Source organism: Thioclava sp. NS-SX20 (assembly GCF_057380695.1).
This window is the reverse complement of sequence record NZ_JBXXRY010000004.1, coordinates 83207-103155: the sequence shown is the minus strand read 5'-3', so window position 1 is coordinate 103155 and position 19949 is coordinate 83207. Positions and strand designations below refer to the sequence as shown.

General features: G+C 67.2%; 18 protein-coding genes and 1 pseudogene. 13 read left to right on the top strand and 6 right to left on the bottom strand.

Annotation, left to right across the window (positions count from 1 at the left end; all coding sequences use genetic code 11):
- Positions 1–288 precede the first annotated feature (288 nt).
- Positions 289–1131, bottom strand: coding sequence for an aldo/keto reductase (locus AC2ISB_RS18270; protein WP_330628285.1), 843 nt, complete (start codon positions 1129–1131; stop codon positions 289–291).
- Positions 1132–1658: 527 nt separating this feature from the next.
- Between AC2ISB_RS18270 and AC2ISB_RS18265 the strand changes: the two genes are divergently transcribed.
- The 9 genes from AC2ISB_RS18265 (at position 1659) to AC2ISB_RS18225 (ending at position 9415) form a co-directional block, all read left to right on the top strand.
- Positions 1659–2447 (top strand): SDR family oxidoreductase, encoded by a 789-nt coding sequence (locus AC2ISB_RS18265; RefSeq protein WP_341485561.1) that lies wholly within the window; start codon positions 1659–1661, stop codon positions 2445–2447.
- A gap of 99 nt (positions 2448–2546) precedes the next feature.
- A complete protein-coding gene (locus AC2ISB_RS18260; RefSeq protein ID WP_486577320.1) occupies positions 2547–2942 on the top strand; it encodes a VOC family protein in 396 nt (131 codons plus the stop codon).
- 49 nt (positions 2943–2991) lie between these two features.
- A complete protein-coding gene (locus AC2ISB_RS18255) occupies positions 2992–3522 on the top strand; it encodes a hypothetical protein (protein ID WP_486577319.1) in 531 nt (176 codons plus the stop codon).
- Positions 3519–5099 carry a GMC family oxidoreductase gene (locus AC2ISB_RS18250; protein ID WP_486577318.1) on the top strand — a complete coding sequence of 527 codons (1581 nt, stop codon included), beginning with the start codon at positions 3519–3521 and terminating at the stop codon, positions 5097–5099. The genes AC2ISB_RS18255 and AC2ISB_RS18250 overlap by 4 nt, the downstream gene beginning before the upstream one ends.
- A gap of 51 nt (positions 5100–5150) precedes the next feature.
- Positions 5151–5558 (top strand): ribbon-helix-helix domain-containing protein, encoded by a 408-nt coding sequence (locus AC2ISB_RS18245; protein ID WP_486577317.1) that lies wholly within the window; start codon positions 5151–5153, stop codon positions 5556–5558.
- A 330-nt stretch (positions 5559–5888) separates the two neighbouring features.
- Entirely contained in the window at positions 5889–6926 is a 1038-nt protein-coding gene (cysP, locus tag AC2ISB_RS18240) for a thiosulfate ABC transporter substrate-binding protein CysP (RefSeq protein ID WP_330628279.1), read from the top strand.
- A 117-nt stretch (positions 6927–7043) separates the two neighbouring features.
- Entirely contained in the window at positions 7044–7901 is an 858-nt protein-coding gene (gene cysT, locus AC2ISB_RS18235; protein ID WP_330628278.1) for a sulfate ABC transporter permease subunit CysT, read from the top strand.
- 3 nt (positions 7902–7904) lie between these two features.
- The gene (cysW, locus tag AC2ISB_RS18230; protein WP_339110083.1) at positions 7905–8705 is read left to right on the top strand and encodes a sulfate ABC transporter permease subunit CysW; all 801 of its coding nucleotides are present in this window, start codon (positions 7905–7907) and stop codon (positions 8703–8705) included.
- Positions 8702–9415, top strand: coding sequence for an ABC transporter ATP-binding protein (locus AC2ISB_RS18225; protein ID WP_341485565.1), 714 nt, complete (start codon positions 8702–8704; stop codon positions 9413–9415). Before cysW ends, AC2ISB_RS18225 begins: the two co-directional genes overlap by 4 nt.
- 198 nt (positions 9416–9613) lie before the next feature.
- Here AC2ISB_RS18225 and AC2ISB_RS18220 read toward each other — a convergent pair.
- Both AC2ISB_RS18220 and AC2ISB_RS18215 read right to left on the bottom strand, forming a co-directional pair.
- Positions 9614–9808, bottom strand: a pseudogene (locus AC2ISB_RS18220) (ATP-binding cassette domain-containing protein); the annotation flags it as partial.
- Positions 9809–9904: 96 nt separating this feature from the next.
- Positions 9905–10789, bottom strand: coding sequence for a LysR family transcriptional regulator (locus AC2ISB_RS18215; protein WP_486577316.1), 885 nt, complete (start codon positions 10787–10789; stop codon positions 9905–9907).
- A 158-nt stretch (positions 10790–10947) separates the two neighbouring features.
- On the opposite strand from AC2ISB_RS18215, the gene AC2ISB_RS18210 reads away from it, so the two are divergent.
- On the top strand, positions 10948–12057 hold the full coding sequence (locus AC2ISB_RS18210) for an NAD(P)H-dependent flavin oxidoreductase (RefSeq protein ID WP_486577315.1): 1110 nt from the start codon (positions 10948–10950) through the stop codon (positions 12055–12057).
- A 7-nt stretch (positions 12058–12064) separates the two neighbouring features.
- Here the strand turns inward: AC2ISB_RS18210 and AC2ISB_RS18205 are convergent, their stop codons facing one another.
- Both AC2ISB_RS18205 and AC2ISB_RS18200 read right to left on the bottom strand, forming a co-directional pair.
- Positions 12065–12709 (bottom strand): NAD(P)-dependent oxidoreductase, encoded by a 645-nt coding sequence (locus tag AC2ISB_RS18205; RefSeq protein ID WP_486577314.1) that lies wholly within the window; start codon positions 12707–12709, stop codon positions 12065–12067.
- A 400-nt stretch (positions 12710–13109) separates the two neighbouring features.
- On the bottom strand, positions 13110–14009 hold the full coding sequence (locus AC2ISB_RS18200; protein WP_339110077.1) for a LysR family transcriptional regulator: 900 nt from the start codon (positions 14007–14009) through the stop codon (positions 13110–13112).
- 275 nt (positions 14010–14284) lie between these two features.
- On the opposite strand from AC2ISB_RS18200, the gene hglS reads away from it, so the two are divergent.
- The gene (gene hglS, locus AC2ISB_RS18195; RefSeq protein ID WP_486577313.1) at positions 14285–15754 is read left to right on the top strand and encodes a 2-oxoadipate dioxygenase/decarboxylase HglS; all 1470 of its coding nucleotides are present in this window, start codon (positions 14285–14287) and stop codon (positions 15752–15754) included.
- 168 nt (positions 15755–15922) lie between these two features.
- Positions 15923–17404, top strand: coding sequence for an L-piperidine-6-carboxylate dehydrogenase (gene amaB, locus AC2ISB_RS18190; RefSeq protein ID WP_486577361.1), 1482 nt, complete (start codon positions 15923–15925; stop codon positions 17402–17404).
- A gap of 75 nt (positions 17405–17479) precedes the next feature.
- On the opposite strand, the gene AC2ISB_RS18185 is transcribed toward amaB, so the two are convergent.
- Positions 17480–18391, bottom strand: coding sequence for a LysR substrate-binding domain-containing protein (locus AC2ISB_RS18185; protein WP_339110075.1), 912 nt, complete (start codon positions 18389–18391; stop codon positions 17480–17482).
- Positions 18392–18644: 253 nt separating this feature from the next.
- Between AC2ISB_RS18185 and AC2ISB_RS18180 the strand changes: the two genes are divergently transcribed.
- Positions 18645–19934 (top strand): NAD(P)/FAD-dependent oxidoreductase, encoded by a 1290-nt coding sequence (locus tag AC2ISB_RS18180; RefSeq protein WP_486577312.1) that lies wholly within the window; start codon positions 18645–18647, stop codon positions 19932–19934.
- The last annotated feature ends 15 nt before the right edge of the window (positions 19935–19949 follow it).

The window sequence follows — 19949 nt, the reverse complement described above, 5'->3', positions numbered from 1 at the left end:
CCGTGCGGCCCCGTGCCAGCCCCGTGCTGCCCCGTGCCAGCCCCGCTTTCGCGCGAGATCTGCCGATAATCGGCGCTTTGCACTACGAATGGCTGCTGGATCCGGTGGCCGGTGACGATCGGCGCGGCGCTATGATTTCCGGCGCGCGGGCGGGGCGTGAGACCCCGGCCGGAAGGGCGGGCCGAATACGCCCTTGCGAAGAAGGGGGGGCGACTGCGCCGGCGGGGGGCTTGCCCCTGCCGGACAGCCCGCAGCCCCGCCCGGAACGGAGCGGGCAGGGCCTGCGGATCAGTGGCCGAACGTGTCGGCATCCGTCAGGCTGCCATCCTCGCGGCCCAGCCCGTTCAGCACGGCAAATTCCGACTCGGTCAGGGTGAAGCCGAAAATGTCGAGATTTTCCGCCTGACGACGGGCATCTGCCGATTTCGGCGTGGTGACAAAGCCGCTCTGGATATGCCAGCGCAGCACGACCTGCCCCGTGCTCACGCCATGCGCGCGGGCGATCGCCACGATGGCGGGGTCGTCCAGCAGCGCGCCCGCACGGCCCAGCGGGCTCCAGCTTTCGGTGGCGATGCCTTTGGCCTCGTGCAGTTTCACCAGATCCTCGCGGCGGTGATAGGGGTCCTGCTCGATCTGGTTGAGCACCGGCACCATGCCTGCGTCAAACAGCTTCTGCAGATGGGCGGGTTTGAAATTCGACACGCCCGCCGCGCGGATCTTGCCCGCCTCGACCATCTCCAGAAGCCCCTCGAAGGCCTCCACATAGCGGTCCTGATCGGGGTTGGGCCAATGGATCAGCATCAGGTCGATATAGTCGAGCCCCAGCGTTTTCAGCGCGCGGTCGGTGGCCTCGCGCACGCCCTCGCGGCTGTGCCATTTGCGGTTGAATTTGGTGGTGACGAACAGCTCTTCGCGCGCCACACCCGAGGCCCTGAGCCCTTCGCCCACGCCCGCCTCATTGCCGTAATTCTCGGCGGTATCGACCAGCCGGTAGCCCGTTTCGATGGCCTGGGCGACGGCACGCGCGCTTTCACGGTCATCCATCGGCCAGGTGCCCAGCCCGAGACGCGGCATCTCGACGCCATTGGACAGCCGCAGGGTCGGGGCGGGGGGGATCACTGTCTTGCTCATGGAAAACTCCTTTCAAGGATCGTTACCGATCCGCAATGGAGGGGAATCTAGGAGAGTTTCCCCGATGATCCAAGGCCGCAGCGGGGGGGCTCGCGCAATTGCGAGGCGGTGACGTCCCGGCAGGCCGAGGCCGGATGTGCGGTTTTGCAAGGGCCGCAAGACACTGGAAATATACGATATTCTTGGGGTCTTCTGGCGCGGTTCGGGCGGGGTTGTGACCACAAGCACATTACTCTGCGCGCGGGCGCGGCCCTCGCGGCCCTTGGGGGGCGATAGGGCGTTTGGCAACGGCTCTGCGGCCGTCTGGCACAGGCAGGCCCTTGCGCGATTTGCGGGGTTTTGCGGCATTCTGCCTGCAAAAGCGGCATTTGCGGCGGTTCTGCGGCACTGTCGTCCCCCCACGCGATCGTGAACACAGGTAGTAACCGGATGCTACCTCCTGCCTGCGGGGCCGTCCCAGACTGGGGCTCCGGCGGCGCGCCTCCCTGAGGGCCTGCCCGCCGGACAGGTCAGGAGGAGGACCAGACATGCCCAAAACCACATCACGTTCGATACTCGTCACCGGTGCCGCCCGCGGGATCGGCCGCGCCATCGCGCTGCGTCTGGCGGAAGACGGCCATGATGTCGTGATCAACGATATTCCCGCCAATAGGGCGGCGGCCGAGGCCGTGGCCGCCGAGATCCGCAGCCTTGGCCGCAGATCCGGCACCGCGATTGCCGATGTTTCGGACCCCGAAGAGGTGCGCGCGATGGTGGCCGAGACGGTGGCCGCGCTCGGGCGGCTGGACGGGCTGGTCGCCAATGCCGGTATCGCGCATATCCAGGGGTTGCTGGACCTTGATATCGCGGATTGGGACAAGGTGATGAATGTCAATCTGCGCGGCGTTTTCCTGTGCTATCAGGCGGCGGCACGGCAGATGGTCGCGCAGGGCGGCGGCGGCAAGATCATCGGCGCGGCTTCGATTGTGGCCTATCGGCCCTTCGCGCTTCTGGGGCCGTATTCGGCCTCCAAATGGGGGGTGCGCGGGCTGACGCAGGCCGCTGCGATGGAATGGGCCAAATATGGCATCACCGTGAACGCCTATTGTCCGGGGATCGTCGGCACCAATATGTGGGATCTGATCGACGAGAAACTGGGCGCCGAGGAGGGGCTGGCCAAGGGCGAGGCGCTGCGCAAATATGCCGGTTCGATCATGCTGGGCCGCGTGTCCGAGCCGGAAGATGTGGCCAAATACGTCTCGTATCTGGCCTCGGATGATTCCGATTACATGACCGGCCAATCGGTGATGATCGACGGCGGCATCCAGTTTTCGTGACGCCCCGATCGGGATGCGATGCGGCGCTGTGGCCCGAACCGGCCGCAGCCTCCGTCAAGGGTGGCAACGCCTTGGAAACAAACAGACAAGCGAGGGAATATGGCGAAATTCGTCCATAGTATGATCCGCGTGACGGACGAGGCGCGCGCGGTGGCGTTTTACAGCACGGCCTTCGGGCTGGCGGTGGCGGACCGGCTGGAATTTGACGAGTTCACGCTGGTCTATCTGTCCAATGCGGACAGCGACTTCGAGCTGGAGCTGACCATCAACAAGGGGCGCCGCGCGCCTTATGATCTGGGCGATGGCTATGGTCATGCGGCTTTCGTGGTGGAGGATCTCGAGGCCGAACATGCCCGTCTGACAGCCGAGGGGTTCGCGCCCCGCCAGATCGTCGATTTCAAGAACGGGACCGGGCGGGTTGCGCGCTTCTTCTTTGTCGCGGACCCTGACGGCTACCAGATCGAGGTGATCGGGAAAGGAGGCCGCTTCAGATAGGATAGGACGACCGGCGTAGGAGGCGCCGGATTTCGGGAGGAGGAACCCCATGAAAACGAAGAATAAAAACGTGTTGCTGGGCAGCACGTCAACGGCGCTTGTCGCGGCGGTGTTCGGCAGTGCCGCACCGGCCAATGTCGGGCAGGGGCTGGGCCGGCATGATTCAAGCCGCATCATCTTGCTGCGCATGTTGCGGGTGATGTTCCCGCACCCGTCCTTCAGCGATGCCCCTTACGAGCGCTGCGCCAAGGCGCTGATTGCCGATGCGCGCCAGACGCCCGGACAGAAGATCGCCTTTGCGGCGGCGCTCGACAATCTGGCCGATGAGGGCTTTGCCGATCTGGGCGATGACGCGGCGCTGGCCTATCTGCGCAAGATCGAGAAAACCGGCTTTTTCCAGCTTGTCCGCGCCAAGGCGGTGGTCACGCTTTATGACGACGCGGAGGTCTGGCAGGCGCTTGGCTATGAGGGCGCGAGTTTCGATCAGGGCGGTTACATCGACCGCGGGTTCAACGATCTCGACTGGCTGCCCGAGCCACGGATCGAGGAATATGACGGGCAAGAGGGAGGCCAGCCATGACACAGCCGAAGCTGAAAGAGATCGCACTGGATGAAGAGGCCGTGGTCATCATCGGCTCGGGCGCGGGCGGCGGCACGCTGGCCTATGAGCTGACCCGTCAGGGGATCGCATGCGTGGTCCTTGAGGCGGGGCCCCATCTCAGGCCCGAGGACTGGATCAACAATGAATGGGAAGCCTTCAACCAGATGGCGTGGCTGGACCCGCGCACCACATCGGGCTCGTGGCGGGTGGCGCGCGATTTCCCCAATCTGCCGGCATGGATCGTGAAGGCCGTGGGCGGCACCACCACCCATTGGTCGGGCGCGACCCCGCGCTTCAAGGCGCATGAGTTCAGGGCCGCCTCGACCTATGGCGCGGTCGAGGGGGCTTCGCTGCTGGACTGGCCGATCACGCTTGAGGAGATGGAGCCCTATTACGACCGCGCCGAGAAGGCGATGGGCAGCACCCACCGGCACGGGCGTCCCGCGCTTCCGGCCAATAACAACTACAAGGTCTTCGCCAACGGGGCCGAGCGTGTGGGCTACAGGATGTATGCCACCGGCCCCTATGCCACCAATGCCGAACCCTATGACGGGCGTCCGGCTTCGGTGCAGGACGGGTTCAACTTTCAGGGCGACAAGAACGGCTCCAAATGGTCCACCCTTGTGCGCGAGATCCCCCGCGCGCTGGAGACCGGCCTTCTGGATCTGCGCCCCGACAGCACCGCCATCCGCATCACCCACGGCAAGGACGGGCGGGCGGATGCGGTGATCTATATCGATGGCGCGGGCCATCTGCAGCGGCAGGCGGCGCGGGTGGTCTGTGTTGCGGGCAATTCCATCGAATCCGCGCGGCTGCTTCTGCTGTCGGACAGTCCGCGCTTTCCGACGGGGCTGGCCAATGGATCGGATCAGGTGGGGCGCAACTATATGCGCCACCTCACCGGCTCGGTCTATGCGCGCTTCGACAAGCCCGTGCGGATGTATCGCGGCGAGACGATGGCGGGGATCATTGCCGACGAGAGCCGCTTTGACCCCGCGCGCGGCTTTGTCGGTGGCTATTATATGGAGACCATCGCGCTGGGGCCGTCTTTCCTTGCGGCCTTTGTCGAGCCGGGGGCCTGGGGGCCGGAATTTGCCGCGATCATGGAGGCCTATGCCAATACGGCGGGCATGTGGATCGTGGGCGAGGACATGCCGCAGGCCAGCAACCGCGTGACGCTTTCGGGCACGGTGCGCGACCAGTGGGATCTGCCGGTGGCCAATGTGCATTTCGACGACCATCCCAATGATATCGCCATGCGCGACTATGCCTATGCCCATGCCGAAAAGCTCTATGAGGCGGTGGGCAGCACCGGCACGCATCGCACGCCGCCTTACCCTTCGACGCATAACCTTGGCACCCTGCGCATGAGCGCACGGCCCGAGGAGGGCGTGGTGGACCGCCATGGCCGCGCGCATGAGGTCGCCAATCTCTTCGTCTCGGACGGGTCGCAGATGACCACGGGGGCGGCGGCGAACCCGACGCTGACCATTGTCGCGCTGGCCATGCGTCAGGCGGATTATCTGGCGGGCGCGCTGAAACGCGGCAATCTGTAACGCGGGTCGGGCCATCCGGCCCGCCGCTTTTTGCCAAGGGAGGACAGGAAGATGTGCAAGCTTTTCGTCGGAGCCAGATCCGATCTGTGGGAAAGCCAGACGCGGTCGATCCGCATGGAGGGCATGGTGACCTCGGTCCGGCTGGAAAAGGCGTTCTGGATGGTGCTGGAGGAAATCGCCGAACGTGACAGCATGAATGTGCCGCAGCTCCTGCATCAGCTTTATAATGAAAGCCTTGATGAGGGTCATGATATCGGCAATTTCACCTCGTTTTTGCGGGTCTGCTGCCTGCGCTATATCGACCTGCGATTACACGGGCTGGTCCAGCAGACGATCGAAGGCTCGACCCTGCCGGTCGAGGAGGTGCTTGACCGCGAGGGCGAGATCCATGCCCGCAGTCTGGATCGCAGTCTGGATCGGGGGCTGGCCCGCCGTGGCGGGGCCGACCGCGCGCATTGAGCCAGGCCGAAAGGGGCCCTCGCGGGGCTGCCTTGCGGCGCAGGGTATCGGGCGGGGTCCCGAGGCCGGACCGGCTTGCGGCAGGATGCAGGTGGCAGGGAGGAAGACGGCAGGGGAGGGCCGCAAAGGCCCGCACGCGCCTGTGACCGGCCTGCGAGCCGCGATGCCCCGCGCGAGATTCCGTTTCGATTGCTTTGCCTGACGCGGAACATATGGCGCGGTTTATGATCCATATCGGGTGATTTTCCTTATATACGCGGCATAACTTGCGTTAATTCGGGAAAATCTTTTTATAGGCGGCATTCACCCTTCTGCGAGTTGGAGCCCGATATGATCCTGCCGAAAGTCTTTGGCGCGCGTTCCCTGCGCGCTGTTCCGCGTGGCCTTGCGGCCCTGACGCTTGTGCTTTGCGGCTTTGTCAGCCCCGCTGCGGCGCAAGACCGCGAAATTCTCAATGTCTCTTATGATATCGCGCGCGAACTCTATGCCGCGCTCGATCCCGTGTTCATCAAGCAATGGCAGGACACGCATGGCGAAAGCCTCGAGGTCAAGCAAAGCCATGCCGGTTCCTCCAAACAGGCCCGCGCCATCTTGCAGGGCCTGAAGGCCGATCTGGTGACCTTCAATCAGGTGACCGATGTGCAGGTGCTGGCCGATCGGGGCTTTGTCGACAAGGACTGGCAGCAGGCCCTGCCCAATAACGCCTCGCCCTATTACTCGCTGCCCGCCTTTCTGGTGCGCGGGGGCAATCCCAAGGGCATCAAGGACTGGGATGATCTGGTGCGCGACGATGTGAAGATCGTCTTCCCCAATCCCAAAACCTCCGGAAACGGGCGCTATACCTATCTGGCCGCCTATGCCTATGCGCTGGACAAATTCAACGGCGATGATGCGGCGGCGCAGGATTTCGTGCGCAAGATGCTGAAAAACGTCGTGGTTTTCGATACCGGCGGGCGCGGGGCCACCACCAGCTTTGTCGAGCGCGGTCTGGGCGATGTGCTGATCACCTTCGAGGCGGAGGTCGAGAATATCCGCGCCGCCGAAGCCCCCGGTGCCTATGAGCGCGTGGTGCCGAAAGTGTCGCTGCTGGCAGAGTTTCCCGTGGCGCTGGTGCGCAAGGTGGCCGAGGAAAAAGGCACCACCGATGTGTCGGAGGCCTATCTGAACTTCCTTTATTCGCCCGAGGCCCAGCGGATCATTGCCTCGTTCAACAACCGCGTCCATGACCCTGAGGTGGTTCGGGAAACGGCGGATAAATTCCCCGAGGTGCGGCTGATCAAGGTCGAGGATGTCTTCGGTAGCTGGGACGAGGCCCAGAAGACCCAGTTCGGGGATGGCGGCACGCTTGACCGGCTGATGCGCCGCTGATCCTGCCCGATAGGCCCCGCCCGTGCATCTTGCAGGGGCGGGGCTTTGCCCTTGGGCGCTGTGCCCCCCTTACGCTGTGCCCCCCCCCATACGCTTTATCCCTCTGAAAGGTCTGCGATGCTGCGCGCCCGTTCTGCCCCCCGAAGCCGGTCTGCCCCCCATATCCTGCCCGGATTCTCGCTTTCGCTGGGGGTTTCGGTGCTGTTTTTGTGCCTGATCGTGCTGCTGCCGGTCAGCGGGCTGTTGTGGAATCTCGGCAAGCTCGGCCCTGCCGATTATCTGCAGGTCATGGGCTCGGAGCGTGTGCTGACCGCGCTGCGGGTGACCTTTACGGCCGCCGCCGCCGCGACGGCGGTCAATGCGGTCTTCGGGCTGCTTCTGGCATGGGTGCTGACGCGCTACCGCTTCCGGGGCAGGGGGGTGATGGATGCGCTGGTCGATCTGCCCTTCGCGCTGCCCACGGCGGTGGCGGGCATCGCGCTGGTGGCGCTTTATGACAAATCCGGCTGGGTTGGCGGGGTGCTCGACAGGATGGGCCTGCAGGTGGCCTATACGTGGTGGGGCATCGTGATTGCGATGATCTTCACCTCGATCCCCTTTGCCGTGCGCGCCATCCAGCCCGCCATCGAAGAGCTGGACCCCGCCGAGGACGCCGCCGCCCTGACGCTGGGCGCAAGCCCGTGGCAGCGGTTCCGGCTGGTGGCGCTGCGCCCGCTTCTGCCCGCGATCCTGACCGGCACGGGGCTGTCTTTCGTGCGTTCGCTGGGGGAGTTCGGCGCGGTGATCTTTATCGCCGGAAACCTGCCCTACAAGACCGAGATCGCCTCGCTGCTGATCCTGATCCGGCTTGACGAGTTCGATTATCCGGCAGCGGCGGCGATTGCGGGCACGCTGCTGGCGGTGTCGCTGGTGCTGCTGGCGGTGATCAATATCGCCCAGACCCGTCTGCAATCCTATCTGCGCGTGGAGGGCTGATCCGTGGCACGTCGTTTTCTGATCGCCGTGGCGATGCTGTTTCTGGCCGCGATGGTGGGCCTGCCGGTGGCCGCCATCTTCTACCGCGCCTTTGCCGAGGGCTGGGGCCGGTATGTGGCCGCGATCCTCGACCCCGAGACGCTGGCCGCGATCCGGCTGACGGTGGTGGCCGCGCTGATCGTGCTGCCGCTCAATATCGTCTTCGGGGTGGCCAGCGCATGGGCCATCGCGCGCTACCGTTTTCCGGGGCGGCGCATCCTGCTGGTGTTGATCGAGATGCCCTTTGCCGTCTCGCCGATCGTGGCGGGGCTGTGCTTTCTGTTGATCTATGGCGCCTATGGTCCGGTGGGCGCGCTGCTGGAGCCCTTGGGGGTGCAGCTGATGTTCAACCTCACCGGCATCGTGCTGGTGTCGCTTTTCGTGACCTCGCCTTTCGTGATGCGCGAGATCCTTCCGGTGCTGATGGTGACGGGCGAGGACGAGGAAAAGGCCGCGCTGACGCTGGGCGCGAATGGCTGGCAGATCTTCCGCTTCGTCGTGCTGCCCAATATCTCGTGGGGGCTGGCCTATGGCACCGTGCTGACAATGGCGCGGGCGATGGGGGAATTCGGCGCGGTCAGCGTGGTCTCGGGGGCGATCCGTGGCGAGACGATGACCCTGCCGCTGCAGATCGAGCTTCTCTATAACGACTATAACGCGACCGGCGCGTTTGCGGCGGCGACGGTGCTGACGGGGCTGGCGCTGGTGACGCTGGCGCTGCGCGGCCTGCTGGAACGTTTCGGCCCGAGGAGGGCACATTCATGAGCTTCGACATTCACGATATCCGCAAATCCTTCGGCGGGACAGAGGTGCTCAGGGGCGTCTCCCTGAGCCTGCAGAAGGGCGAGTTCATCGCCCTGCTGGGCCCGTCCGGCTCGGGCAAGACCAGCCTTCTCAATATCGTGGCGGGGCTTGCGCATGCCGATGCGGGGCGGCTGGTGATGGACGGGCGGGATATCACGCGGCTGCCTGCGGGCCAGCGCCATTTCGGCATGGTGTTCCAGAGCTATGCGCTGTTCCGCCATATGACGGTGGCGGAGAATATCGGCTTCGGGCTGCGGGTCATGAAGAACGGGCCGTCGCGCGCCGAGATCGCCATGCGGGTGCGCGAGTTGCTGGAGATGATCGAACTGCCCGATCTGGGCGCGCGCTATCCGGCCCAGCTGTCGGGCGGTCAGCGCCAGCGGGTGGCGATGGCGCGGGCGCTGGCCCCGCGTCCGCAGCTTCTGCTGATGGACGAGCCGTTCAGCGCGCTGGATGCCGAGGTGCGGGTGGCGCTGCGCGATCAGGTGCGCGCCTTGCAGCGCCGCGCCGGTGTGGGGGCGATCATGGTCACCCATGACCGCGCCGAGGCCGATGCGCTGGCGGACCGGATCGCGATCATGGATCAGGGGCTGATCACCCGGATCGAGACGCCCGCACCTGTTGTGGCGCCCGCCGTCGCGCCCGTTGTGGCGCCTGTTGTGGCACCCTGAACCGCCTCTCCTCTATCCTGCAAAGGGCCGCTCGGGCGGGCAATCATGCGCCCCCGCCAAGCCGCAGCAGATCGGGGCGCATAGGCCGCGCGCGGATCAGGGCTGCGCGCTGCGCCTGCCCCTTTGACAGGCTCGGCGCGCGCATTGTCGCATAACGGGCCATCTCCAGCCGGTAAGCCTTGTGCCCTTCGGGACGGACAGCCCCGCGATCACCCGCAGCAGGCTGGTTTTTCCGGCACCGCTCGGGCCGCACAGGCGCAGGGTCGTGCCCGCGCAAACCCGCAGGTTCAGGCTCTGGAAGCGCGGCGCGCCCTGTCCCTCGCCCGGAAGGGTGATCTTGGTGCGGTGGCCTACCTCTGCGGGTAGGAAACGGTGGGGTTCGATCAGCGTCATGGCGCGCGGAGTGACGGCTTTTGCCGCCAGCGTTCAGTGGCGTCGGGTGGCGTCCATTGGCGGCAGGCTGGGTGGGGGCCGGGGCCGCGGGCGCGCTCAGGGCAGAGGGCGCGGGTTTGCAGGTTGGGCGGTCTCCAGAAGCTGCCCGCGCCACGCCCGGAAGGCGGCGGTGGCATAGCCCTTGCGGCTGGCCAGACAGGTCTCGACCGGCCCCAGCGCAAGGCTGTTCACCGGCCCCAGATGGCCCAGCAGACCGGCCACCGATTGCGGCATCACCGACAGGCAGCTTCCGGCGACCGTGCAGGCATACATCAGGTGATACGAGCCCACCTCCTGCACCTGCGCCCTGCGCCCTGCCTGATGCAGCCAGTCCTCGCCATAGCGACGATAGCTACAGCCCTGCGCGAAGGCGGCCAGACGGTCAAGCCGCAGATCCTGCGCGCTTTGCACCGGCGGGTGATCGGGCGGCAGCAGCAGCCGCAGATCCTCGCGGTAGAGCGGGCAGAGATCGAGATCCTGCATCGGCCCCCAGCCTTCGGGCGGGGCCGCCACCAGCGCGCAATCCATGCGGTTCGCGCGCAGCGCCGCCAGCAGGGGCGCGCTTGGCGCGGCCGAGATTTCCAGCGCCACGTCCGGCCACGCGCTGGCAAATGCCGCCAGCGGCGCGGCCAGACGGCTGGCCAGCGCGGCCTCCATCGCCCCCAGCCGCAGCCGCCCGCTCGGGCTGTCGGGATGCAGCTGCTGGCGGGCCTCCTGCGCAAGCCCGAGGATCTGCTCGGCATAGGTCAGAAAGAGGCGCCCCTGCTCGGTCAGGCCCATCCGCTTGCCGTCGCGGTCGAAAAGCGCCACCCCCAGATCGCTTTCAAGCTGCTGGATGCGGGTGCTGATATTGGAGGGCGCGCGCCCCAGACGGGTGGCGGCGCGCGTCACGCTCTGTTCGGCAGCCGTGGTGCGGAAAATGTCGAGCGCGGCCAGATCCATTGCGGTCTCCCCCTTGTCAATGCGCGGGTAGTATTCTCTAATACAAAACGAAAGTAAAATATGATTCCTGATATATGAACAAAAAACGCGCCCCTTCCGGCCCTCCGGTGTTTCGGCCCTCCGGTGGTTCGGAACGGGCGCGCGGGAGGGAGGCGCGAATGGAACGGACCGAGGCTCTGGCGCGGCTGGGGATTTCCCATCCTGTGCTGCAGGCGCCGATGGCGGGGGTGTCCACGCCCGCGCTGGCGGCGGCGGTGTCGAATGCGGGCGGGCTTGGCGCGCTCGGGCTGGGGGCTTGCGATGTGCAGGAGGCGCGGGCGATGATCCATGCGCTGCGGGCGCGCACGCAGGCGCCGTTCAACGTGAATTTCTTCGCCCATCGCCCGCCTGTGCCCGATCCGGCGCGCGAGGCCGCATGGTGTGACGCGCTGCGCCCCTATTTCGCGCAATTCGGGGCGGCCCCGCCGGTCCGCCTGCGCAGGCTGTATCGCAGCTTTGCCGAGGATCCGCAGATGCTGGCGATGGTGCTGGAGGAAAAGCCTGCGGTGGTCAGCCTGCATTTCGGCCTGCCGCCCGCCCCCGTGATCGCGGCGCTGAGGGCGGCGGGGATCGTGCTGCTGGCCAGTGCGACCAGTCTTGCCGAGGCCCGACAGATCGCGGCGGCGGGCATCGATATGATTGTCGCGCAGGGGATCGAGGCGGGCGGGCATCGCGGGGTGTTCGCCCCCGAGCGCGCGGATGAGGGGCTTGGCACATTGGCGCTGACCCGCCTGTGCGTGCGCCATTGCGATGTGCCGGTGATTGCGGCAGGCGGCATTATGGACGGGGCGGGGATCGGGGCGGCGCTGCGCCTTGGGGCGGTGGCCGCACAGCTTGGCACGGCCTTTATCGGCTGTCCGGAATCGGCGGCGGACCCCGCCTATCGGGCGGCGCTTGAGGCCGTCAGAGAAGGGGGGGCCGCCTGCGAGCCCCCCGCCTGCGAGACCGGAACCGCCCATACCGTGCTGACCGACCTGATTTCGGGGCGACCGGCGCGGGTGCTGGCCAACCGCTTTTCAGATCTGGCGCGGCCTCTGGCGGGGCAGCGGCCTGCGGCCTATCCGCTGGCCTATGATGCGGGCAAGGCCCTGCATGCTGCGGCCAGCGCCCGCGGGGTCTCGGGGTTCGGGGCCTATTGGGCGGGGCAGGGCGCGCCCCTTGCCCGTGCGCTGCCCGCCGCCACCCTTGTGGCCAGACTGTTGCAGGAATTGCGCGCGGCCCCCGCCTGAGGGCGGCTTACCAGCCGACCGTCAGTTTCTGGCGCGGGCGGGGGGCCAGTTCGACCAGATCCAGCATCGCCACGGCGAAATCCGCATAGGAAATCGCGGACCGCCCGTCGCTTCGGGTCACAAGCCGGTCGCGGCCCAAGGCATAGCGGCCCGTCCGCGCCGCCTCCAGCAGCAGGGCCGCCGGACGCAGGCAGATCCAGTCGGCCTGCGGATATGTGTCCAGCAGCCTGTCCTGCGCCGCGCAGGCCGTGGCGATCGGGCGCACCGCCTCGGGCAGGAAATCCGGGGCGCTCAGCACGGTATGCCCGCTGTCATCGGCCAGCAGAAGCGACGCCGCCCCGCCGGTGATATAGGCGCGCCGGTCCGCCGCCTGCGCGGCCTGCAGAACGGTGCGTGTCATCGGCACCAGCGCCGCTTCCGAGCCTTCGGCGGGGCGCAGGGCGGAGAGGGTCGCATCATGCGCGGCCATCAGCGCGGCCAGAGTCTCTGGCGCGGCCAGCACATCAAGGGCTGCGGCTGCGACCTGCGGCGGCAAAGGGGCCAGCGCCGCCGGATTGCGGGCGCAGGCGGTCACCTGATGCCCGCGCGCAAGCGCCTCGTTCAGATAGCATTGCCCGACCATTCCGCTGGCACCAAGCACGAGTAGTTTCATAGGGATCTCCTTTGGGGAAGGCTGGCGGGACGGGGGCGCCTGCCCGTCCGGCGATTCATCTTGACGTCGAGATAAATTGCCGGAAGCTTGACGTCAAGATAAATTGCACCCCGCGTTTACGGCGTGCCGCGGCAGGACATCCGCAATGGGGGGCGGTGGTGCGCCACCCGCATGAGGCCGGCTCGGATCTGGGGGATAGGTCCAAAGAGATGGCAGGCGGAGAACAGGCGCTGAAAGCGGGCGGTCCGGCCAACAGGATGAACCCGTTCGCGGCACACTAGGCGCAGGGCCGCCCGCGTCTTGCCCTGCGGTGCCGAAAGGTCTGGCGGTGCGAAGGTCTGGCGGTGCGAAGGTGTGGCCGTGCGAGGGTGTGGCGGTGCGAAGGTCTGCGGGCGCGGGTCTAGCGGGCGAGCGGGCGGAAGCTGACCTGCGTCAGCAACCACGACCGGAACGCCTCGACCGCCGCGCCGCGCCCTTCCGGTGTGACGATGTAATAGGCCTGTTCGGTCGAATGCGGCAGATCCAGCACCACCTGCAACGCGCCTGTCGCCAGCTCGGCCTCTACCAGATAGCGCGGCAAAAGCGCATAGCCCAGACCGGCTTTGGCGGCCTCGATGGTCAGCGAGAACTGGTCGAACCAATGCCCCTCCCTGACCGTGGGCGGGGTCAGGCCGGCGGTGGCGAACCAGTCCGCCCAGAGCGTCGGGCGGTCGTTCAGATGCAGCTTGGGGGCTGCGACCAGATCGGCCACGCAAACAGGGCGGTTCTGGCGCAGCGCGCCCCCCGCCACCGGCAGCACGATCTCGCTGCACAGATAGGTGCAGACCGCCCCGGGCCAGAGCGGCTGGCCGTAATGGATCGCCAGATCGCATTGGGTGGCGGCGAAATCGAAAATATCGCGCCGCGTGGTGACATCGACGGTGGTGTCGGGATGGGCGGCAAGATAGGTGCCAAGCCGTGGCAGCAACCAGCGCTCGGCAAAGGTGGGCAGGGCGTTGATGGCCAGCATGCGGCGGCCCGGCGGGATCGACTGCGCATGGCGCATCGTGCTTTCGGCCATTTTCAGCAGCCGCTCGACCGCGTGCAGGAAGCGCTGGCCCTCGGGGGTGGCGGCCACCTTGCCGGGCATGCGCTCGAACAGGTCGAAGCCGATCTGCGTCTCCAGCTCGCGGATCTGGCGGCTGACCGCGCTTTGGGTCAGCGACAGTTCCTCGGCGGCGCGGGTGAAATTGCCATGCCGTGCCGCACTTTCGAAGGTTTGCAGCATCTTCATATCGGGCAGGTTGCGACGCGCGAGCATAGGGGCCGGTCTTCCTTGTGGTTGCGCGGTCCGGCCTAGCAGATTCTGCCGCCGCTGTCCTGTGGTATTGGCCGGTTGTTTGGGGCCGGTTGTTTGGGGGAGGGGGCGCGGAGGGCTATACGGGCCTGCGGCTTTGCCATGCGGATCCGGAATGGGGGTAGTCCGAACCCTTGTTGGGCGCGCGCGAGAAAGGCGGCTAGGGTGGGGCCCAACGCGGCAAGACCACCGCAGCAAAACCACCACGGCAAGACCCGAACCGAAAGCGGAGCAAGGCGATGACCCGGACCCATACCCCCCCCGACGAGATCCGCGCGCGGTTCGCCCGCGCCATGTCGGCGATGTATCGCGCCGAGGTGCCCGCCTATGGCACGCTGGTCACGCTGGTCGAGACGGTGAATGCGCAGGCGCTGGCGGGGGATGCCGCCCTTGCCGCCCGCCTTGCCACCACCGGCGAGCTGGCGCGCATCACCGAGGAGCGTCATGGCGCGATCCGTCTGGGCACCGCCGCCGAGCTGGCCACGATGCGCCGCCTGTTTGCGGTGATGGGCATGGTGCCGGTGGGCTATTACGACCTGTCGGTGGCGGGGGTGCCGGTCCATTCCACGGCCTTCCGCCCTGTCGATCCGGCGGCGCTGGCGCATAATCCGTTCCGCGTGTTCACCTCGCTGCTGCGGCTGGAGCTGATCGCGGATGTGGCGCTGCGCGAGGCGGCGGCCGATATTCTGGCGCAGCGCCGGATTTTCACGCCCGACTGTCTGGCCCTGATCGCGCGGGCCGAGGCCGAGGGCGGGCTGACGGCGGCCGAGGCGCGGCAGTTTGTCACCGAGGCGCTGGAGACCTTCCGCTGGCATGAAGAGGCCAATGTCACCGCCGGTCTCTATCACCGCCTGCATGAGGCACACCGGCTGGTGGCCGATGTGGTGGCGTTCAGGGGGCCGCATATCAACCACCTGACGCCGCGCACGCTGGATATCGATGCGGTGCAGGCGCGGATGCCGGACGAAGGCATCACCCCCAAGGCGGTGATCGAGGGCCCGCCCGCGCGCCGCGTGCCGATCCTGCTGCGCCAGACCTCGTTCAAGGCGCTGGAGGAGCCGGTGGCGTTTCTGGCGCCGGAGGGCGTGGCGCAGGACGGGAAGACGCCGGAAGGGCAGGCGCCGGAGGGCATGAGCCGGGGCCGCCATACCGCCCGTTTCGGCGAGATCGAGCAGCGGGGTCTGGCGCTGACCAGCAAGGGGCAGGCGCTGTATGACCGGCTGCTGGCCGAGACCCGCGCCCGCGTCACCCCCAAGGCCGATGGCTCGAATGCGGCGCAGTATCTTGCCACGCTCAGTGAGGTTTTCGCCGCTTTCCCCGACGATCTGGACAGTCTGCGCCTGCAGGGGCTGGGCTATTTCCGCTATACGCCCACCGGCCTTGCTGCCCAGACCGATCTCACGCGACCGGCTGCCGAGCTGGTGGCGGCGGGGGTGCTGCGCGCCGATCCGATCACCTACGAGGATTTCCTGCCGGTCTCGGCGGCGGGGATCTTCCAGTCCAATCTGGGCGATAGCGCGGCGCAGACTTTCGAGGCCAATCCCAACCGCGCCCGTTTCGAGGCCGATCTGGGCGCGCCGGTCATCGACCTGCACCAGCTTTATGCCGAGGCCGAGGCCGCCTCTCTGGCGCGCGCACGGGCCGCATTGGCGCAAAGCCCCCATCCGCCCGCCGCCCGCCCGCCTGCGCGGGACGCAGGGCCGGACTGACCCCGCTGGCAGGATGCGGGCCACCCGCGGCCCCGCCTCCCTCTACAACATGGCCCCCACAACACGGCCCCGAAAAGACCGCCCCACAGGGCGCTGCGCGGGCCGCTCCCGATCATGAAAGGACCGATCATGCTGAGCAAACCCCTCTCTACCGTCACCCGTGACACGATGGCCGCCTGTGGCGTGACCAGCGGCCTCGAGGCCGGAGACATGACCGTGCTGTCGCCGGTGACGGGCACGGCCGTGGCCTCGCTGAAACCCCATAGCGTGGCCGAGGCGCAGGCGATGGTGGACAAGGCACAGGCGGCCTTCCGCCAATGGCGTCTGGTGCCCGGTCCGCGCCGTGGCGAGCTGGTGCGGCTCTATGGCGAGGAGCTGCGCAAGGCCAAGGAGGATCTGGGCCGGATGGTCTCGATCGAGGCGGGGAAATCGCCCTCGGAGGGGTTGGGCGAAGTGCAGGAGATGATCGATATCTGCGATTTCGCCGTCGGCCTGTCGCGCCAGCTTTACGGGCTGACCATCGCCACCGAGCGCGCCGGTCACCGGATGATGGAAACATGGCATCCGCTGGGGGTGGTGGGGGTGATCACCGCCTTCAACTTCCCCTGTGCGCCGTGGTGCTGGAACACCGCGCTTGCGCTGGTCTGCGGCGATCCGGTCATCTGGAAGCCCTCGGAAAAGACGCCGCTGACGGCGCTGGCCTGTCAGGCGGTGTTCGAGCGGGCTCTGGCGCGGTTTGGCGCGCAGGCCCCCGAGGGGCTGTCCCAGGTGCTGATTGGCGGGCCGGAGCTGGGGGAGGTGCTGGTGGAGCACGAGAAGGTCGCCCTGATCTCGGCCACCGGATCGACCCGCATGGGCCGGACCGTCGGCCCGAAAGTGGCGGCGCGCTTTGGCAAGTGCATCCTTGAACTTGGCGGCAATAATGCGGGCATCGTCTGCCCTTCGGCGGATCTGGATATGGCCCTGCGCGCCATCGCCTTCGGGGCGATGGGCACGGCGGGCCAGCGCTGCACCACCCTGCGCCGGCTGTTCGTGCATGAAAGCATCTATGACCAGCTCGTGCCCGCGCTGAAAAAGGCCTATGCCTCGGTCAGCGTCGGCAACCCGCTGGAAAGCACCGCCCTTGTCGGGCCGCTGATCGACCAGCGCGCCTATGACAGCATGCTTGGCGCTTTGGCCGAAGCCCGCGATCTGGGCGGTGTGGTGCATGGCGGCACCCGCGAAAGCGTCGGCCCCGACACCGCCTATTACGTCAAGCCCGCGCTGGTCGAGATGCCCGCGCAGGCAGGCCCCGTCAAACGCGAGACCTTCGCCCCGATCCTCTATGTGATGAAATACAGCGATTTCGACGCGGTGCTGGAGGCGCATAATGATGTGGGGGGCGGGCTGTCCTCGGCGATTTTCACCACCGATCTGCGCGAGATGGAGACCTTCCTGTCGGCGCGTGGCTCGGATTGCGGCATCGCCAATGTCAATATCGGCACATCGGGGGCCGAGATCGGCGGCGCCTTCGGGGGCGAGAAGGAAACCGGCGGCGGGCGCGAATCCGGTTCGGATGCGTGGCGGGCCTATATGCGCCGCGCCACCAATACCATCAACTACTCGAAAGACCTGCCGCTGGCGCAGGGGGTTGTCTTCGATATCGGCTAGGCCTTCGGGCGCTGCGGCCTTCCGATCGTGGGGGTGCTGCCGGGCCATCAGGTCCGGCAGAGCGCGTTCGGGCGCTCAGTCGAGCACCTCCGATTCCTGCCGGAACCAGTCCAGAAACCGCGCCAGCGCGGGGTCGGGGTCATGGTCGCGCGGCCAGACCAGATAATACATCGCATCGCCCTCCTGATCGTTTGGCGGATCGGGCTGTGCGGGGCCAAGCTGCACCAGCCTGCCGCTGGCGATCTCGGGGCGGGCCAGAAACTCGGGCAGAAGGGCCGCGCCGAAGCCCGCCACGGCGGCGGCCTGCAGGCTGAGGAACTGGTCGAACAGCATGCCGTGCAAATGGCCGGGGCTGACGGCCTGACGCTCGAACCATGTCTCCCACGCGCCGGGGCGGCTTTCCAGATGCAGCAGCGGCACGTTCAGCAGCGCCGCGACCTCGGTGGGGTCTGCCGGTGCAAGGGCCGGGGCGGCCACCGGCACGAGCCGGTCATAGGCCAGCGGCAGATACGCCACCCCCGGCCAGTCCTGAATGCCGAAATACACCGCCATATCGAATTTCTCGCGCGCGAAATCGACCCGCGCCAGCCGCGTGCTCTGGTTGATCAGGATCTGCGGATGGTGGCGCAGGAACCGCGCGATGCGCGGCCACATCCAGTGCAGGCCGAAGGTGGTGGGCAGGGCGATATTGAGGCTGTTGCTTTCGCCGCCCGCCTTCAGGCGCAGGCTCGATTGCGCCAGATCATCGAGCGTGGCACGGATCGAATGCGCGTAGCGTTCGCCGGAGGCGGTCAGTTTCAGCCCCTTGCCATCGCGCACCAGCAGCGTGACGCCCATCTGCTCTTCCAGCACTTTCAACTGGCGGCTCACCGCCGAGGGCGTCAGCGCCAGATCCTCGGCGGCGGCCACCGCCGAGCCAAGCCGGTCCACGGCTTCCAGCGCGCGCAGGCAACTGATCGAGGGCAGGAAGCGTCTTTGGGTCGACATAGACGAAAAACTCCAATCATGGTGAGTTTAACTCGCTTTTCGTGGCGCGAAAATGCGGCGTATCCTTCAGGGACTATAGCCTTACAGGCAGGGGGTTTCTACCGCGGATCGTCAGGGCTTTGCCGGATCGGGGCAGGGCCCCCTGTGTGGAGATTTATGAAACTCTGCGCCCGTCGGATGTCTGCGCCCGTCGGATGTCCGCCCCTGCCAGCGCAACCGGCCCAAGCGCCGCAAAAGCAAAGGAGAGCATCAGATGCGTGCCGAGACGAACCTGTGGACGACCTCCTGTCGCGAAAGGGTCACCTGCCCGCCGCTGGCGCAGGATCTTCGGGCCGATCTGGTGGTGATCGGGGCGGGCTTTACCGGCTGTTCGGCGGCGCTGGAGGCGGCGGGGCGCGGGGCCTCGGTGGTGGTGCTCGAGGCGAAGACCCTTGCGCATGGCGGGTCGGGGCGCAATGTGGGGCTTGTGAATGCCGGTCTCTGGCTGCCGCCCGAAGCGGTGGTGAAGGCGCTGGGGGCCGAGGCGGGCGGGCGGTTGCTACAGGTTCTGGGCGCGGGCCCCGCCGCGGTGTTCGAGCGGATCGAGACGCATGGGATCGACTGCGAGGCCACCCGCAACGGCACGCTGCATCTGGCCCATGCGCCCGCAGGGCTACGCGATCTGCAAAGCCGCCTGCGGCAGGGCAGGGCGATCGGTGCGCCGCTGGAATTGCTGGGGGCGCAGGAGACCCGCGCCCGCACCGGCAGCGCGGGCTTTCACGGCGCGCTGCTGGACCCGCGCGCGGGCACGGTGCAACCGCGGGCCTATTGCACGGGGCTGGCGCGGGCGGCACAGGCGGCGGGCGCGCGGATCCATGCGCATAGCGCCGTCACATCGGTGAGCCGCGATGCGGGGGGCTGGCAGGTTGTGGCCAATGGCCATCGGGTCACGGCCAAGGCGCTGCTGGTGGCGACCAATGCCTATCATCACGGGCTTTCGGGCCTGCCCGCGCCGCGCTATGTCAAGGTCCGCTACAGCCAGTTCGCCACGCAGCCGCTGCCGCCGGAGCTGCGCGCTCGGGTGTTGGCCGGGGGCGAGGGCTGCTGGGATACCGCGCTGGTGATGACCTCGATCCGGATGGATCAGGCCGGTCGGCTGATCCTCGGGGGGATGTGCGATGCCTCGGGCGCGGGGGCGCGGATCCATGCCAGTTGGGCAAGGCGCAAGCTGCGCCACCTCTATCCGGCGCTGGCCGATCTGCCCTTCGTCCATCAGTGGCAGGGCGATATTGCCATGACGCGCGACCATATCCCGAAAATCGTCGAATGCGGGCCGCAGGGCTATGCGGTTTTCGGCTATTCGGGGCGCGGTATCGTGCCCGGAACGGTGTTTGGTGCGGCCTGTGCCGAAGCCCTGCTGGAGCAGCGCCCCGATGCGCTGCCCCTGCCGCCGCGGGCCTGCTATACCGAGCCGTTCTGCAAGACGCTCGGGGCCTATTACGAGGCCGGAGCCACGCTGGTCCACGCCCTGATCCCCGCGCCGGTCGGCAGGCCCCGCGCGTAGCGATCGCCCGCGGCG

Excerpts from the sequence above, each read along its gene's own strand:
- AC2ISB_RS18270 (WP_330628285.1), bottom strand. The coding sequence starts at position 1,131 with ATGAGCAAGACAGTGATCCCCCCCGCCCCGACCCTGCGGCTGTCCAAT.
- AC2ISB_RS18265 (WP_341485561.1), top strand. The coding sequence starts at position 1,659 with ATGCCCAAAACCACATCACGTTCGATACTCGTCACCGGTGCCGCCCGC.
- AC2ISB_RS18260 (WP_486577320.1), top strand. The coding sequence starts at position 2,547 with ATGGCGAAATTCGTCCATAGTATGATCCGCGTGACGGACGAGGCGCGC.
- AC2ISB_RS18255 (WP_486577319.1), top strand. The coding sequence starts at position 2,992 with ATGAAAACGAAGAATAAAAACGTGTTGCTGGGCAGCACGTCAACGGCG.
- AC2ISB_RS18250 (WP_486577318.1), top strand. The coding sequence starts at position 3,519 with ATGACACAGCCGAAGCTGAAAGAGATCGCACTGGATGAAGAGGCCGTG.
- AC2ISB_RS18245 (WP_486577317.1), top strand. The coding sequence starts at position 5,151 with ATGTGCAAGCTTTTCGTCGGAGCCAGATCCGATCTGTGGGAAAGCCAG.
- cysP (WP_330628279.1), top strand. The coding sequence starts at position 5,889 with ATGATCCTGCCGAAAGTCTTTGGCGCGCGTTCCCTGCGCGCTGTTCCG.
- cysT (WP_330628278.1), top strand. The coding sequence starts at position 7,044 with ATGCTGCGCGCCCGTTCTGCCCCCCGAAGCCGGTCTGCCCCCCATATC.
- AC2ISB_RS18225 (WP_341485565.1), top strand. The coding sequence starts at position 8,702 with ATGAGCTTCGACATTCACGATATCCGCAAATCCTTCGGCGGGACAGAG.
- AC2ISB_RS18215 (WP_486577316.1), bottom strand. The coding sequence starts at position 10,789 with ATGGATCTGGCCGCGCTCGACATTTTCCGCACCACGGCTGCCGAACAG.
- AC2ISB_RS18210 (WP_486577315.1), top strand. The coding sequence starts at position 10,948 with ATGGAACGGACCGAGGCTCTGGCGCGGCTGGGGATTTCCCATCCTGTG.
- AC2ISB_RS18205 (WP_486577314.1), bottom strand. The coding sequence starts at position 12,709 with ATGAAACTACTCGTGCTTGGTGCCAGCGGAATGGTCGGGCAATGCTAT.
- AC2ISB_RS18200 (WP_339110077.1), bottom strand. The coding sequence starts at position 14,009 with ATGCTCGCGCGTCGCAACCTGCCCGATATGAAGATGCTGCAAACCTTC.
- hglS (WP_486577313.1), top strand. The coding sequence starts at position 14,285 with ATGACCCGGACCCATACCCCCCCCGACGAGATCCGCGCGCGGTTCGCC.
- amaB (WP_486577361.1), top strand. The coding sequence starts at position 15,923 with ATGGCCGCCTGTGGCGTGACCAGCGGCCTCGAGGCCGGAGACATGACC.
- AC2ISB_RS18185 (WP_339110075.1), bottom strand. The coding sequence starts at position 18,391 with ATGTCGACCCAAAGACGCTTCCTGCCCTCGATCAGTTGCCTGCGCGCG.
- AC2ISB_RS18180 (WP_486577312.1), top strand. The coding sequence starts at position 18,645 with ATGCGTGCCGAGACGAACCTGTGGACGACCTCCTGTCGCGAAAGGGTC.